The following is a 15009-nucleotide window of genomic DNA, read 5'->3' as shown; positions in this document are numbered from 1 at the left end:
GGGTGGTCATGAGCTGCTCCTTACTGAGGTAGTCGGCTGGCGTAGTTCCTCCAGCAGCGCGGCAACGGTGTCCTCTGACACCGAGGACGGAAAGCCCACCAGGACACGATCGATCACGCCGTCGCACCGATCACGGATCCTGCTCGCGACCATGTCAAGAGGGGCGACTACCGCGAACGCGTCGAGGACCTCGTCGTCGATCAGGGATCCCATGGCGTCCCAGTCGCCCTGCAGGCTCAACCGGTGCAATTCCGTGTGCAGGTCGCCCCAGCCGTGCAGATCCAAAACCTTGCGGTACGCGGGGGTCGAACCGTAGAAGGCGATCTGCTTGCGTGTGCCGGCGGCGCCGGCGGCCAGTTCGGCTTCGTCGGCTCCTGTCACCACGAAAACCGGGGCGGACAGCTGGAATTCGCTTCGCTTGCGACCGGAGCGCTCCATCCCCCGAAGCAACGCCGGCGTCGTGACCTCTTCGAAGTAACGCTTCGTGGTGAACGCGTGGGCGAGCATTCCGTCCGCGACCTCGCCGCACATCTCGGTCATCGCCTCACCGACCGCGGCGACGAAGACCTTGGGGAACGGATATGACAACGGCTCCGGCGTGAACATCGGCGTCATGATCTTGTGGGTGTAGAAGTTGCCTTCGAACTGAAGCTTGGTGCCGTCCTGCCAGCATGTCCAGATCTCTCGCAGCGCCAGCACAAACTCGCGCATCCGCTGCACCGGCTGGCTCCATGGCATGCTGAACCGCTTCTCGATGTGGGGTTTGATCTGCGAGCCCAACCCGAGGTTGAAGCGACCCTTGGAGAACGCCTGCAGATCCCAGCCGATGTTGGCGACGGTCATCGGCGTTCGCGCGAACGCCACCGCGATGCTGGTGCCCAGTTCGATCGTGGTCGTGTGCTCGGCGGCCAGCACCAGCGGCAGGAAGGGGTCGTGGTTGATCTCCGCTGTCCAGCAACAGTCGTAACCTCGTCGCTCCAGCTCGCGTGCCGCCTCGGTGACGCCAGCGAGTTGGCTGGAGACGGCCCCGTCGACCTTGAGGCCGCCGCGGTCACTCATAAGAGAGGACGCTACAGTAAGCAATTCAGTATGGTCAACGTGAACATGCCGGTGCGACGATCGCCTTGGACGACAGGAAGTGCGCATGACGAACGAGCAGGGCTGGAAGGAGACGCTCGAAGATCTCGATCTTCGGCGTGAGCGTTCGCGCGCGATGGGCGGACCGGACCGGCTGGCCAAACACCGGGGAAAAGGCAAGCTCGACGCGCGCTCGCGTCTCGATCACCTCCTCGACAAGGGCACGTTTCGTGAGTTCGGCACGTTGGTCGGCGGAGACATCGCCGCCGACGGGATTATCACCGGCGCCGGCCTGATTAACGGCTCGCCGGTGATGGTCGGCGCAGAAGACTTCACCACTCTGGCTGGCAGCATCGGGCCTGGCGGCAACGCCAAGCGCTACCGGCTAGCCGAGTTGGCGTTGCGCGACAAGATTCCTCTGGTGATGCTGCTCGAAGGCGCGGGATTCCGCCCCAGCGGTGAGCATTACGGGCGCACGCCCACGGATCTGCTGGCACAGGCGCAGTGCTCAGGAAAGGTGCCGACCGTCGCGGGGTTGCTTGGCCCCTCGGCCGGCCACGGCGCCCTCGTCGCTCCAGTGTGCGACTGGACCATCATGAGCCGTCAGGGAGCGATCTTCACGGCCGGCCCACCCGTCGTGAAAGAGTCGACGGGCGAAGAGATTTCGAAAGAGGATCTGGGCGGCCCCAATGTCGCCATGGCCAGCGGGGTGATCCACAATCTTGCCGAGGACGACGAGGGCGTGCTCGACGACATCCGCAGATATCTGTCGTACTTCCCGCCGAGCGCGTGGTCGTATCCCTCGTCGTTGCCTGAGAGCGAGGCGACCGAGCCACGACCGACCCCCGAACTGCTCGAGATCGTTCCGCGCGGCAATCGCCGCGTGTACGACATGCGTGCGGTGCTCGACGTCGTCTTCGACAGCCCCGACTGGTTCGAGATCCAGCCGAAGTTCGGGCCCGCGATCATCTGCGCGCTCGCCCACCTCGGTGGCCATCCCGTCGCTGTCGTGGCCAATCAACCGAAGGTGCTCGCCGGCTCCATCGATGCCGACGCCGCCGACAAAGCGGCGCACTTCATCACCGTGGCCGATTCGTTCCACCTGCCGATCGTCTTCCTCGCCGACAACCCCGGCATGCTGCCGGGCAGCCGGTCGGAGAAAAGCGGCGTGCTGCGCAGCGGAGCGCGAATGTTCGCCGCGCAGACGGCAGCGACCACGCTGAAGCTTCATGTGACGCTGCGCAAGGCATACGGATTCGGTTCGATGGTCATGTCACTGCTCGGGTTCGACAACCAGGGCGCGACGTTCGCCTACCCCGGCGCCACCATGGGAGCGATGAGCGCGGCCGCGCTGAGTAAGGCCTCCCACGCCGCGGAGGACATGGAGGCCAAGCTGCGCAACGCGGAGGTCGAGGCGTCCTTCAGGTCGGCCGGCCATCTCGGCTTCGACGACCTCATCGATCCGCGAGAGACCAGGGACGCGATACTCGCTGCCCTGCAGCGCGGCATCTACAGTCGGCAAGCCGCACCAGAGCCGGTGTCCCGCACCGTAATCACGCCCTGACTTCGAGCGATTTTGGTGCGTTTTGTTGCGCTGAGCGCTCTGCGCTGAGCGCTCCTCAACGCACACAAATCACAGCCGCTTGAGGCCGCGGACCACCTTGTTGAAGGGCCGCACCGTCGCGATCGCGTTGCGCACCCCCGGCTGCATCGGCCCGAAGTTGACCACGACGATGTAGCGGACTCCGTGGTCGCGCCACTGGGCCGCCTGCTCAAGCACGTCATCGACGGTGCCGTTCAGCACCATCCCCTTGACGACCGAAACCGGTACCTTGGCTGACTTTTCGCGGATCGTCTGCTCGTCCATGGTGAACGCGACGTGGTCCTGCATGCCGGCGAAGCCATCCCCCATCGGATGCACGGCATCGTGGTGGCCGAAAAACTCCGCGGGGGCATTGAGAGCCCACGTCTTGACGACGGTGGACTCCAGCGCCTCGTCGACGACCCCACGGCTCGGGCCCGCGATGACGGGCAGCCATAGGGCGGGCGTGATCGACATCGGGTCGCGCCCCGCGTCCGACGCCGCCGCCCGGATCACCTGCAGGCGTTCGGCATAGTCCTGGGGCCGGTGGGCGAACCCGGGAAACCACGCGTCGCCATAGCGTCCGGTTGCCCGCAGCATGCGGGGGCCGTGGGCGGCGATCCAGATCTCGGGCCATTTGCCCTTGTAGGGCGGCAGATCGAAGATGGCGTTGCGCAACGGGAAGAACGGTGAATCACGGTTGACGAGTTCACCTTTCGAGGCCCACAGCGCGCGAATAGTGGCCAGCGCCTCCTCGAAGCGCGCCACCGGCTTCGACCAGTCCACACCGTAGGGCTCGTTGCCGACACGTTCGCCAGGACCGATACCCAGTATCGCGCGGCCCCGGGTGAGCAGATTCAGGGTCGCGATCGCCTGCGCGGTGACGGCTGGGTTGCGACGGCCGGTGTCGGTCACCCCGATCCCGAGGCGGACACGACTGAATCGCCGCCGGGCCGCGAGACTTCCGAGCAGCGTCCACGCCTCCATCGCCGCGTCGGGCGATTGCAGCAGCCGCGCCGCAGCGGTGTACTTCGGATCCCACAACGGCCGAGGCGTCTGCCCGTTGATGTGGTCGGGCACCCAATACGAGTCGACCCGACCGGCAACGGCAGCAAGATAATTGGCGCGTGTAAATGCATCGGCGGTCGGCCTTCCGGCCATCACCGAGTCCATCAAACCGACGAGCATGTGTTCTACTCGCCGCGATACGCGTCGACGATCGGCTCCAGTTCAACGGGTGTCGCGCCGTGCATGATCACCGCGTCGGCACCGTAGCCGAATTCCTTGCGGATACGGTCGACGCACTGTTGCGCCGACCCGGTGGCCGACGGCTCCAGCCATTCATCAGGTATCAGCGTTGCGATGTGCTCGATCTGCTCAGGCGAGGCCTTGTGGTCGATGCCGCCAGGGATTGAGGTGACGACCGAATCCTCCCGAAATCGTTGCAGCACCGCAGGTTCCCAGCCGTTTGTGCTGACCAGAAGATCGCCATAGCCCTGCAGATATGTTGCCAGCCGGGCGACCGTCTTCTTCAGCCGCAGCTCTTCCGGTAGGTGATCGCCCACCGTGGCGAAACACGACCACACCCGCACACTGTCGGGATCGCGGCCGGCCTTCTCGGCGGCGTCCTTCACCGTCTTGACGCACCGCTGCAAGGTCTCCGGCGTGAAGTAGGTGTGCAGGACGACGTCATCGAAAGCCCGGCCGCCCAAAGAAAGTGTGTTGGGGCCGAACGCCACGATGGCCAGCCGAATGTCCTCCTTGAAATCGGGATCGAGGAACAGCACCTGATACTTGCCGATGGGCCCGTCGTGATTGAAAATCACCTCGCCTTGCCAGAGTCGGCGCATGACGTGGGCGAAGTCCTCCATCTGCGCGGTGGTCACCGCGGGAACTCCGAACGCCGCGTACATCGCCGCCACTCCCCGCCCGATTCCCAACGTGAACCGTCCACCTGAGAGCCGATGCATGGTCGTCGCCCACGATCCGGTGATCAGCGGATGGCGGGTGTTGTGATTCGTTGCGGCCGTGGCGATCTGCATACGGTTAGTAACCGCGCACGCGGCGCCCACGAGCGACGAGGCTTCTTTGACATTCCAGCGCTCGGAGATGAACGCCGTACCGAAGCCCATCTCTTCGCCACGACGCGCCTCGTCCATCAGCGTCGCGGGACCCTCGCCGCCGGCACCGGCCAACAGGTAGTAGCCCAGCTCGTCGAGCACGCGTTCAGTTTCCGTCGGCCCCGCCGACAATTCAGTCACTGCCAAAACCCTTGCTTGTAGCCGCAGTTGTAGACCTCGGTGATCCGGCCGTCGACGACGTGGAACACTTCGATGCTCCCGATGGGCATGTCGTTTCCGTCGGGGGTAGTCCCGGTCATCTGATAGACGATCGCGACATGCTCACCGTCGTCGCCGGCGACGACGAGATTGAGGTCGAAGCGCAATTTGTCGAACATCGCCCACGAGTCCTTGACACGCTGGACCGCCTGGTCGTGGGTCAGGGTGGTGACCTCATCGACGTCGTGGCGAATCACCGTGTCGGCGAACAACTCATCAGCCAGCTCGAAGTTTCGCTCATTCCAGACTACGAAGTTGTACAGCTCGACCACTTCGCGTGCGGTGCGAGTCATCCGAATACCTCCAGTGCGTCGATGTCGTCGATGGTGGCCACGGCACGTTCGGTGAGCTTCAGGCACAACGCGCGCGAACGTTCAGGCAGGGCATCCCAGCCGATCAGGATGATGACTGGAAGCAGCATCAAGTACGCCACGGCGAATCGATATTGCCGCCACGCCTCGTCGAACGAATAGTCGGAGACACCGTGGGCCGCAAGGTGTTGCAGATACTCGCGGACCAACTCCTCATCGTGGCCGCGACGCACCTCCGTCGGAAGGCCCTGGCTGACCAAGTAGCCGATGTCAGCCGCCCCGGGGCCCTGCGCCGTGAACTGGAAATCGACCACCTTCAGCCGATCACCGTCGAAGAACATGTTGTCGGCCCTGATATCGCCGTGCAGCAGCATCGAACGTTCGGTCAATGCCTCAAGGGCCAAGGGGGCGTGCTCAGCGAACTTGTCGGCGTAGCGGGCCACCTTCGTCGGAACAGGCTCCGATGACTTGTCCAGGTAGACCTGCCACCCGGCTCCGAACGCCGGAAAGAACAGGTCGCGGGCCATCGGCGTGTCCAGACGCGGAAACTCCTCGAGCACAGCCGTATTCGCGGGATTCACCGACCAACCGTGCAACCCGGCGAGTTCTGCGATACACAACCGAGCGCGATCCATCGACAGGCCGGCCAAGTGATCGGCGTTTTCCCAATCGCGCAAGTCCTCCAATACCAGGATGAAGTCGGCAGAGCCTTCGACTATGCGTGCGACGTAGACCTCCGGCGTGCTCAACGGCGCCCTGCCCGCAACGCTTCGATAGAACGAGACCTCGCGTCGATACCCGCCGAGCATGTCCATCGCTCCGCGAGCCTCCGACTCGGCGGGCAGTTTGACGATGAGTGTCGACGGCAGGCCAGCGTCGCCCACGAGATGGAGCCGATACAGCAGCGAAGAGAATCCGGTGTCCTGCGCGATCCGCTCGGCCCGCATGTCGGTGACCGTCGCGCCGCCCAGCACGGTTGTCAGCCACTGCGGGGTCACGTCGTCGATGCCGGACGGAACCGCCGCCGTGGTGCCGCCGGCCGAACCGGCAATCCCACCAGAAGTCAACCTTGACCTCCCAAAGAAATTTGACGCAGAGCAACTAAGTTAGTTGTCGAGCGTCTAATATGCAAGGGTGCCTTCCCCCGCCCGCGGGCTGACGCAGCCCGAGCGCGTCGAGACCTCCAACCGGCGGTTGCTCCAGGCTGCCGCGGAGCTGATCGTCGAGAAGGGCTGGGAGGCAACGACTGCTGCTGAGATCGGCCGACGGGCCGGCTATAGCCGGGCGATGGTCCACGCCAGGTTCGGCAGCAAGGACGCCATCCTCGAGGCCTTCCTTCACGAGTACGTGAGGCATCTCAACCCCGATCCTGACCCGAAGACCAGCGGCATGCAGCAGATGCTCGCCCACTTCGACCGGATTGAGGAGATCTACGCCGAGGACCGCGGAATGCTCCTGGCGATGTTCGTTGCGACGTTCGAGGCGGTGAAGACCACATCGCCCTTACGGCATCGCGTGCGGGATCAGTTGAAGAGTGGCGCCGCGAAAGTCGAGAAAGGCCTGCGAAAAGGGATCCGCGACGGTTCAGTCCGTTCCGGTATCGACATCGCCCGGGCCGTCACTGACATCAGCACAGCGGTGTTCGGCATCGCATTCTGGTGGACGGCGCTGCCCGACCAGTCCGACCTCGGACGGGAGCTGGCGAACGTCCGAGCACGCATCGTCGACGACTACGGAACGTCCTCCGCCGCGCACTGAGTCACTTTTCGTACCCGCACTATCGGCGGCCGCCTTCCGCGTTCAGCCCGTCAAGGAACCTTTCGGTCACCGCTTGCACCCGTCGGGAAACGAGGTGGCCGGCGTGGCTTCCGTCGTGCCAGTAGAGTTCGCCACCCCACCGGTCTTGTAGCGCTAGAGCAGGTTCGCGCATCGCCATTCGGTCGTGCCACGCGCCCACTATGAGGCGGCGATGCGGTGGTGGCGACGGCTCGACGTTGAGATGGTCAACCGCAGAATTCAACGACGACACGACTTCGGACTGCAGCAGCTCCTTGATGTCCTGTACCGACGGGCCCCATCGTCCAATGTGATTCGCGATCATGGCATTCAGCCCGAAGATCGGCGTGTACACCGCCACGGCGTCCACCTTCTCGAGATGCGATACGAGCGACGCGACCGGACTGCCCATGGACACTCCCGACACCGCAATGGCGGTGGCTTGCGGCGCCAGCCACCGAATCACGGCCCGCACCTCCGAAACGGATCGAATCATGCCGGCGACGTTGTTCAACGGGTCCATGTTGGGATAGGGCGGCCACGCGTTGCTGCGCACACCATGGCCCGGCTGCACGGGCAACGCGATGTTGAACCCCAGCTCGTCCTGGATGCGTCTGGCGCGGGAGAAGAGAAGGTCCAGCGGTTGCCCCTGTCCCGCCCCGTGGACCCAGACCAGCCAGGGCCTGCGGTCGTCGCCGCGGCGACACAGGTGCACCGCCACGGTCGCCGGCCCACCAAGACCCTCAGCAACCAGTGAGCTCGGCAGGTGGGGATGGTGCTCGAATGTCATCTGTTCGTATGCCAGCCGCCCGATCCTGCGCCGGCGAACAGTCTTCACACGCAAGGGTTCTGGGTCCGCATGAGCCCGCATGCCGAGCCCGGACAACTCGTGCGCCGCTGCCCCGCATGACGCGACCGAACGCTCGAGTTTGGGCGGCGGAGCCGTCAACGTCATACCCGTCAGAGCCAACTCATCGAACAGTAACTCACCTAGCAGGCGAATACCGTTTGGCGACAGAGGATTCCAGCCGCCCGACTGCCGAAGTGGCGCGTGTGCCCGCGGCAATACGCCCGCGAAGTCACGGCCGATCCGCCAAGCGCGTTCAGCCGGTCTCATCACGCGAGCTTGAATCCGGTGTACCCGGCGTCGGCGATTTCGTCGCAGCGGCGCCGGTACTCAGGTATGCCCGCCGTGTAACCCATGTACATCCGCTTCTTGCCGGGGACGTTGCCGCCGTTGTACCAGGAGTTGCATGTCGGATGCACGAGCACGGTCGGCGCGACCAGCGATGTCGTGTGTTCGATCCATTCGCGCTGCGCCTCGGGCAGCGCCTCGATGGTGCGATAACCGTTGGAGCGCAGATAGGCGACGCAATCGCCGATCCACTCCACGTGTTGCTCCAGCGCGGCAACGAAATTGGTTGCCGCCGACGGGCTTCCCGGCGCCTGAACGATGAACAGGTTGGGGAACCCGGCCACCGCCAAACCAAGATAGGACAACGGCCCTGCGCTGCCCCAGAACGCCCGAAGGGATAGGCCATCTCGACCGCGGATGTCGATGCGAGTGAGCGCACCGGTCATCGCGTCGAACCCGGTGGCGTAGACGATCACATCCAGTTCGTAGAGACCTTGTTCGGTGTGGATGCCCGCCGGCGTCACCTCGCGGATCGGGCTCTTGCGCAGGTCGACCAGGGTGACGTTGTCACGGTTGAACGTCTCGTAATACCCCTGGTCAATGATTGGCCGCTTGCAGCCGAAGGGATGACTCGGCGTCAGTGCCGCGGCCGTTTCCGGGTCCCGAACTATTCGCGCCACCGCCTCGCCGTAGAGCTTCGCGGCCATCTGGTTGGCCTCGATGTCGAAGAACACGTCACCCCAGCTGAGCGCGCCGACCACTCCGTGCTCCTCAACGGCGCGCCGTTGTTCTTCACGAGAGGCCGTTTTCAATGGCGGCCGCGTAATCATCTCGAGCATCACCGAGAAGGCGCTCAGCCGCGCGGCCCCGACAGGGTGCTGTCGCTGTGCGGCCCGGATCTCGCCGTAGCGGGCCTTCATCTCGTCGAGCTCGCCAGGCTCTAGTGAACGGACCTGCCACGGCAGTGTGTACGCCGGCGAACGCTGGAACACATGCAGATGTCGGGCCTGCCGTGCCACCACCGGAATTAGTTGCACGCCAGTCGAACCCGTGCCGATGACGCCGACGCGCTTGCCGGCCAGCTCGTAGCCGTCGACCGGCCAGCGGCTGGTGTACAAGGAGGTTCCCGCGAAGGTGTCCATTCCGGCGATGTCGGGTTCCAGCGGCACAGACAAGATGCCGGACGCCGCGACCACAAACGGCGCAACGAAAAGCTCCCCCGCCTCGGTCCGCACCTCCCACATCGCGGCTTCGTCGTCGAAGGTCATGGCGACGACCTTCGTGCCGAACTGAATATCGCGGCGCAGATCAAGCCGGTCGGCGACGAAGTTGAGATAGGCCTCGATCTCAGGCTGCGTCGGCATCGTCTCGGTCCACACCCACTCCTGCTGGATCTCGTCGGAGAAGCTGTAGGAATACTCGACGCTTTCGATGTCACACCGTGCGCCCGGATAGCGGTTGTACAGCCATGTCCCGCCGACATTTTCGGCCATCTCGAGGATCCGGGTCCGCACGCCGAGTTCGCGCAGTCGGTGCAAGGCATACAGCCCGGAGAAGCCGGCACCGATGACGATCGCGTCGAACCGGGCAGAACCGGGCATGCGGCACCTCACGTTCCCTGCTACGGCGATTACTGTAACTATTACAGTACAGAAACCGGGCCGCGGGGTGATTTGAGCGAGAGGCGCAGCGAGGGGTCAGCGACCGGACGGAGCGCCTGCGCTCGCCAGTCGTTCCTGACGACGTTGCTCATAGTGGGCGGCCTTGGCCTCCACCAGATCGAGAAAGCCCGCCAGCTCATTGCGCGCGCGCTCTCCTTCACCGTCGAGATCGTCACGCTCGAACACTCTCCAGAACCGCAACACCGGGCGCACGACATCATCCAAATGCGAACGTAGGTCATAGATCCCGGCCTTGGCGATCGTCAGAGCTTTTTCCGCGAAGCCTGGCATGGTGCTTCCGGGCATCTGGAAGTTGATTACCTCGCGAGCAATCGCCTGCATGGTTTCATTCGGGGCGATGTCAAGCGCGGCGTCCACCAGGTTCCGGTAGAAGACCATGTGCAGGTTCTCGTCGGTTGCCACTCGGGTGAGGAGTTGTTCGGCGACAGGACATCCGGATGCCCGGCCGGTGTTGCGGTGGCTGATCCGCGTCGCCAGTTCCTGGAAGGACACGTATGCCAACGCCTCTAGAAGTGATTTGTCGCCCGAGTCGTAGCCGGCCGCCGTGTGCACCATGCGGCCCTGCTCGAGGGCTACGGGATCGACGCCGCGGGTGACGATGAGATAGTCGCGTATCGCAATACTGTGCCGACCCTCTTCGGCCGTCCACTGGCCGACCCACTGCCCCCAGGCGCCGTCAGGTCCGAACCGCAGAGCGATTTCGCGATGGTATGACGGCAGGTTGTCCTCGGTTAGAAGGTTCACGATCATCGCCGCTTTGGAAACCTCGTCGAGCTGGGAATCCTCCGGAGCCCAGTCCTCACCACCTAACAACGCGAAGTCACGCCCACGGCTCCACGGAACGTAGTCGTGCGGATTCCAGGGCTTCGCCTTCGCGAGGTGGCGGTTGAGGTTGTCTTCCACCACGGGTTCCAGCTCAGTGAGTAAATCGACTTGCATGGTCGTCATCGAGACTCCTCCCGACTTTCAGTCCTGCACCTACGGCTGCGTAACCTACGCTACCGTAGGTTGACAGAAAATCAAGAGTTCATCAGTGGTCGAATTCAAATTTGTTGACTGACAGCCTCTTTCGCACCGGCTGTAACGCCATGGCGGGAAATCGGCCGAATTCGCGCCATAGCGTTACGCACGGCGGGTGCCCTGATCTTGCCCTTTGCGGAAATCTATACTGTAATCGATTTAGTATCCATCAACTCAGGAGGCGCCGAGGTGAAAGTCCCGTTCACCTGGAAGGTCACCGGCTGGTTCATGATCGGCTGGTCGGCTGAGTTCGGCGCCAGCGAGGTTCGTCCGCTGCGGTACTTCGGCGAGGACCTGGTCGCCTACCGCGACGAAGCGGGCGAACTGCACGTGCTGTCCGGCCACTGCCGTCACCTCGGCGCCCACATCGGCCACGGCGGCAAGGTCGTCGGCGACTGTGTCGAATGCCCGTTCCACGGCTGGCGGTGGGGACCCGACGGCACCAACCGGTACATCCCCTACCAGCCGGACCGGCCGAACCGAGCGCTGCGCTTGCGGGTGTTCCCCGTGCGCGAGCAGTACGGCTGCGTGTTCATGTGGCATCAGCCCGAGGGCAAGGAGCCGCAGTGGGAACTGCCTGACCTCTTTCACAAGTTTCCGCAGTTCCCGACCGACCCCGACGCCTACTACCGGCCCTATCCCGAGTTCTCGCGGCGCACGGAGAACGAGCCGGTGCATCCACAGATCGTCGCCGAGAACGGACCGGACAGCTCCCACTTTCACTATGTACACGGCGCGACGGTGACTCCGGTGTGTCTTAATTGGGAAGTGGTCGACGAGGAATGGAGATTCCTCACCGGTTGGCCCGACGCCCGCAGCGATGATCCGAACAAGATGGCGTTGTACATCCACAGCCATTTCTCCGGACTCGGATTCGCCATCAGTGCGTTCGAAGGCTCGTCGAACCATCGCCTGATCTTCGCCTGCACCCCCGTCGACGACGAATCCTCCAACATGTTCTATTCGATCTGGTGGCCCCGCCTGCCCGGGGACACCTCCGACGTGCCACCGGACGCGGTGCGCGAGCGAGTCGAACGGCAATTCCTCGGCACCGTCTGGGAGGACCTCGACATCTGGCGCTACCAGGAGTACATCGAGCGCCCGCCGCTGGCGAAGATCGACGCGAAACCCTATATGGCCATGAGGAAGTGGGCGACGCAGTTTTACGAAGTTCCTCCCACCGGTGTCCCCCAGAATGACGAGGTCGCGTCCGCGTGAAGCCAGACCTTGCCGAACTGGTCTCACCGGCGCACACCGCGATCGTCACCCAGGAGTGCCAGGGCGCAGTGATGGGTCCCGACGCTGGGTTAGCTGTGCTCGCAGACGAAGCGCGCCGTGAAGCGCTGCCCAACATCGAACGGCTCCTGCCAGCCGCCCGTGAAACCGGTGTGAAGGTCGTCCACTGCCTCGTGCAACGGCGGCCCGATGGTCTCGGCGCCAATCACAACGCCAAGATCTTCGCGATCGGCGACAACGTCGCGATCACACCGGGCACGCCGGGCGCCGAGCTGCTGCCCGAACTCGGCCCGGAGCCAAGCGATCTCGTTCTTCGTCGGTGGCATGGCATCGGACCGATGGGCGGAACCGACCTCGACGCCGTGCTGCGCAATCTCGAAATAACGACCATCGTCGCCGTCGGCGTCTCGGTCAACGTCGCGATAACCAATCTCGTCATGGACGCAGTGAACGCAGCATACCGCGTCGTCGTGCCCCGAGACGCCGTTGCCGGCATCCCTGCCGACTATGCCACCGCGATCATCGACAACACGCTGTCGCTGCTTTCAACCATCACGACCACCGATGACCTCCTCGACGTGTGGAAGCAGTCGTGACCGACACCGACAACGAGATCCGTGAATTCGCAAGGGTGAAACCGGTTGACGCACCGCCGGAAATGGCCCGATTCATGACGGCCATGCGGCGTCTGCAGGACATCGCGGTGTCCACGAGCCCCGACAGATCGCTCTGGAACGACACGGCCGAACTCATCGAAGACGTCTGTGCGCGCCTGGAACTGCACAGGGCGCCGGCCGGTGTCGCACCTGCTGGGCGTGCTCGACACCTACCCGGACTGGGCCATCCTCTGATGCCGCCTTGGCAGGTTGCGGAATCCGGACCCGACGGCGTCACGATGCAGGGACACTTCACCCGTTTTCATGTCGGCGGCAACGGCGCAGTCCACGGCGGCGTGATACCGCTGTTCTACGACTGGCACTTCGGGATGGTCGTTTCCGCCGCCGGCCGCCCCGACAGCAGGACCGCCTATCTGCACGTCGACTATCGCAAGATCACACCCACCGACGAACCCTTGGTCTCCAAGGCCTGGATTGACTCCATCGACGGACGGAAAGCATTCGTCAGGGCGACAATGAGTGACTCGGACGGCAACGTACTATCCGAGGCCAGCGGTCTGATGATAAAACTGCTCCCCCACCAGCCCTGAGAGGCACGATGTCCGATTCGCTCCTCACGTCCGCGGAGTCCGACTCCGCGACACAATTCACCGTCCCGGCCGCCGCCGACACCGTCAGCGCAGTTATCGGTGACCGGGAATTCATCATCCAAGGCCGCCGCCGCTATACCTACGCCCAGGTCGTCGAGCGGGCCAACCGACTCGCGGCCTACCTCCATTCGCGGGGACTGGGCGCCAAGACCGAGCGCTCGACGCTTGCCGGTCACGAAGTCGGGCAGGACCTGCTGGGCATCTACGCCTACAACGGGCCCGAGTACGTCGAGGCGATGCTCGGGGCGTGGCGGTCCCGGGTCGCGCCGTTCAACGTCAACTACCGCTACGTCAAGAACGAATTGCACTACCTGCTCGCCGACTCCGGCGCCACCGCACTGATCTACCACGCGTCGTTCGCGCCGCGAGTCGCCGATGTGCTTCCCCAGCTGCCGCGGCTTCGCGTGCTCATCCAGATCGCTGACGACTCAGGCAACGACCTTGTGCACGGCGCCGTGGACTACGAGTCGATCGTCAGGTCGGGCGATGCCGTACTGCCGCCCGAAGAGCCGTCACCCGACGACCTCTACGTGCTTTACACCGGCGGCACGACGGGCATGCCGAAGGGCGTGCTGTGGCGCCAGCACGACATCTTCATGACGTCGTTCGGCGGCCGCAGCCTCTACACCGGCGAGCTTGCCAAGTCCTACGAGGACATCGCCAAACGCGTTGCGGACGCGCCGGAATCCAGGCTCATGATCCTGCCCCCGCTGATGCACGGCGCCGCGCAGTGGGCGGTCTTCACCGCGATGACCACCGGCCAGTCGGTGGTCTTCTCCGCGGTCACGGACCGGTTCGACTCCGATGAGGTGGTCGCCACGATCGAGCGCGAGAAGGTGATGGCGGTGACGGTCGTCGGCGACGCGATGGCGCGACCATTGGCCGCAGCCATCGAACGTGGTACGGCCGACCTATCGTCGCTGGCGGTGGTGGCCAACGGCGGGGCGCTGCTCACCCCGACGGCCAAACAGCGCCTCATCGACGTCAAACCCGGCCTGATCGTCGTCGACGGCGTCGGCTCCTCGGAGACCGGCGCGCAGATGACCCATATGTCGGCCTCAGGCGCGGTGGCGACCGGCAATTTCAACGCCGGCCCGGACACATTCGTTGCGTCCGAGGATCTCAGCGCGATCCTGGAACCGGGCCACGACGGCATGGGCTGGCTCGCGCAAAGAGGCTATGTGCCACTGGGTTACAAGGGCGACGCGGCCAAGACCGCGGCCACCTTCCCAGTGATCGACGGTGTGCGGTACTCGGTGCCGGGCGATCGCGCGCGACACCTCGCCGACGGTTCGATCGAACTGCTGGGCCGTGACTCGGTCACCATCAACTCCGGAGGCGAGAAGATCTTCGTCGAGGAGGTCGAGACGGCCATCGCGTCGCATCCGGCGGTGGCCGACGTGGTCGTCTCTGGCAGGCCCAGCGAGAAGTGGGGGCAGGAGGTCGTTGCGATCGTCGCCCTCGCCGAAGGCGCCAGCGCCGACGCCCAGGAGCTCATCAACCACGCCGCGGATTCGATCGCGCGGTACAAACTCCCCAAGGCAATCGTCTTCCGGCCGGTGATCGAGCGCAGCCCGGCGGGCA

14 protein-coding genes are annotated in these 15009 nt (G+C 64.4%); 6 read left to right on the top strand and 8 right to left on the bottom strand.

Annotated elements, in window-relative coordinates; translation table 11 throughout:
* Window positions 1-6: 6 nt before the first annotated feature.
* Window positions 7-1059, bottom strand: coding sequence for an LLM class F420-dependent oxidoreductase (locus VFH65_RS25070; RefSeq protein ID WP_353325215.1), 1053 nt, complete (start codon window positions 1057-1059; stop codon window positions 7-9).
* Between the two features lie 85 nt (window positions 1060-1144).
* Here VFH65_RS25070 and VFH65_RS25065 point away from each other — a divergent pair, with 85 nt between their 5' ends.
* Window positions 1145-2641 carry an acyl-CoA carboxylase subunit beta gene (locus VFH65_RS25065; protein WP_353325214.1) on the top strand — a complete coding sequence of 499 codons (1497 nt, stop codon included), beginning with the start codon at window positions 1145-1147 and terminating at the stop codon, window positions 2639-2641.
* 69 nt (window positions 2642-2710) lie between these two features.
* On the opposite strand, the gene VFH65_RS25060 is transcribed toward VFH65_RS25065, so the two are convergent.
* Genes VFH65_RS25060 through VFH65_RS25045 form a run of 4 tightly spaced genes read right to left on the bottom strand, consistent with a single transcriptional unit; the run spans window position 2711 to window position 6376 of the window.
* Window positions 2711-3847, bottom strand: a complete 1137-nt coding sequence (locus VFH65_RS25060; RefSeq protein ID WP_353325212.1) for an LLM class flavin-dependent oxidoreductase — start codon at window positions 3845-3847, stop codon at window positions 2711-2713.
* A gap of 5 nt (window positions 3848-3852) precedes the next feature.
* Entirely contained in the window at window positions 3853-4920 is a 1068-nt protein-coding gene (locus VFH65_RS25055; protein ID WP_353325210.1) for a TIGR03857 family LLM class F420-dependent oxidoreductase, read from the bottom strand.
* A complete protein-coding gene (locus tag VFH65_RS25050; RefSeq protein ID WP_353325208.1) occupies window positions 4917-5291 on the bottom strand; it encodes a nuclear transport factor 2 family protein in 375 nt (124 codons plus the stop codon). The genes VFH65_RS25055 and VFH65_RS25050 overlap by 4 nt, the downstream gene beginning before the upstream one ends.
* Entirely contained in the window at window positions 5288-6376 is a 1089-nt protein-coding gene (locus VFH65_RS25045; RefSeq protein ID WP_353325207.1) for a phosphotransferase, read from the bottom strand. Before VFH65_RS25045 ends, VFH65_RS25050 begins: the two co-directional genes overlap by 4 nt.
* A 67-nt stretch (window positions 6377-6443) precedes the next feature.
* Between VFH65_RS25045 and VFH65_RS25040 the strand changes: the two genes are divergently transcribed.
* The gene (locus tag VFH65_RS25040; protein ID WP_353325206.1) at window positions 6444-7067 is read left to right on the top strand and encodes a TetR/AcrR family transcriptional regulator; all 624 of its coding nucleotides are present in this window, start codon (window positions 6444-6446) and stop codon (window positions 7065-7067) included.
* 19 nt (window positions 7068-7086) lie between these two features.
* Here the strand turns inward: VFH65_RS25040 and VFH65_RS25035 are convergent, their stop codons facing one another.
* From VFH65_RS25035 to VFH65_RS25025, 3 genes are all read right to left on the bottom strand, one after another.
* A complete protein-coding gene (locus VFH65_RS25035) occupies window positions 7087-8202 on the bottom strand; it encodes an alpha/beta fold hydrolase (RefSeq protein ID WP_353325204.1) in 1116 nt (371 codons plus the stop codon).
* Window positions 8202-9821 (bottom strand): flavin-containing monooxygenase, encoded by a 1620-nt coding sequence (locus VFH65_RS25030; RefSeq protein ID WP_353325203.1) that lies wholly within the window; start codon window positions 9819-9821, stop codon window positions 8202-8204. The genes VFH65_RS25035 and VFH65_RS25030 overlap by 1 nt, the downstream gene beginning before the upstream one ends.
* Window positions 9822-9917: 96 nt before the next feature.
* A complete protein-coding gene (locus VFH65_RS25025; protein ID WP_353325201.1) occupies window positions 9918-10850 on the bottom strand; it encodes an acyl-ACP desaturase in 933 nt (310 codons plus the stop codon).
* Between the two features lie 261 nt (window positions 10851-11111).
* Here VFH65_RS25025 and VFH65_RS25020 point away from each other — a divergent pair, with 261 nt between their 5' ends.
* From VFH65_RS25020 to VFH65_RS25005, 4 genes are all read left to right on the top strand, one after another.
* On the top strand, window positions 11112-12140 hold the full coding sequence (locus tag VFH65_RS25020; protein WP_353325199.1) for an aromatic ring-hydroxylating oxygenase subunit alpha: 1029 nt from the start codon (window positions 11112-11114) through the stop codon (window positions 12138-12140).
* Window positions 12137-12754, top strand: a complete 618-nt coding sequence (locus VFH65_RS25015; protein ID WP_353325197.1) for a cysteine hydrolase — start codon at window positions 12137-12139, stop codon at window positions 12752-12754. Before VFH65_RS25020 ends, VFH65_RS25015 begins: the two co-directional genes overlap by 4 nt.
* Entirely contained in the window at window positions 12751-13365 is a 615-nt protein-coding gene (locus VFH65_RS25010; protein ID WP_353325195.1) for a PaaI family thioesterase, read from the top strand. Before VFH65_RS25015 ends, VFH65_RS25010 begins: the two co-directional genes overlap by 4 nt.
* Before the next feature lie 8 nt (window positions 13366-13373).
* On the top strand, window positions 13374-15009 hold a 1636-nt coding region (locus tag VFH65_RS25005; RefSeq protein ID WP_353325193.1), incomplete at its 3' end, for an acyl-CoA synthetase.

Origin of the sequence: Mycobacterium sp. (genome assembly GCF_035697385.1) — a bacterium.
GTDB lineage: Bacteria > Actinomycetota > Actinomycetes > Mycobacteriales > Mycobacteriaceae > Mycobacterium.
Note: the sequence above shows the minus strand (reverse complement) of the source record. Positions and strands in the feature narration are given on the sequence as shown.

What these genes read in the sequence shown, in the direction of transcription:
- VFH65_RS25070 (WP_353325215.1), bottom strand. Translation starts at nt 1,059, where the DNA reads ATGAGTGACCGCGGCGGCCTCAAGGTCGACGGGGCCGTCTCCAGCCAA.
- VFH65_RS25065 (WP_353325214.1), top strand. Translation starts at nt 1,145, where the DNA reads ATGACGAACGAGCAGGGCTGGAAGGAGACGCTCGAAGATCTCGATCTT.
- VFH65_RS25060 (WP_353325212.1), bottom strand. Translation starts at nt 3,847, where the DNA reads ATGCTCGTCGGTTTGATGGACTCGGTGATGGCCGGAAGGCCGACCGCC.
- VFH65_RS25050 (WP_353325208.1), bottom strand. Translation starts at nt 5,291, where the DNA reads ATGACTCGCACCGCACGCGAAGTGGTCGAGCTGTACAACTTCGTAGTC.
- VFH65_RS25035 (WP_353325204.1), bottom strand. Translation starts at nt 8,202, where the DNA reads ATGAGACCGGCTGAACGCGCTTGGCGGATCGGCCGTGACTTCGCGGGC.
- VFH65_RS25030 (WP_353325203.1), bottom strand. Translation starts at nt 9,821, where the DNA reads ATGCCCGGTTCTGCCCGGTTCGACGCGATCGTCATCGGTGCCGGCTTC.
- VFH65_RS25025 (WP_353325201.1), bottom strand. Translation starts at nt 10,850, where the DNA reads ATGACGACCATGCAAGTCGATTTACTCACTGAGCTGGAACCCGTGGTG.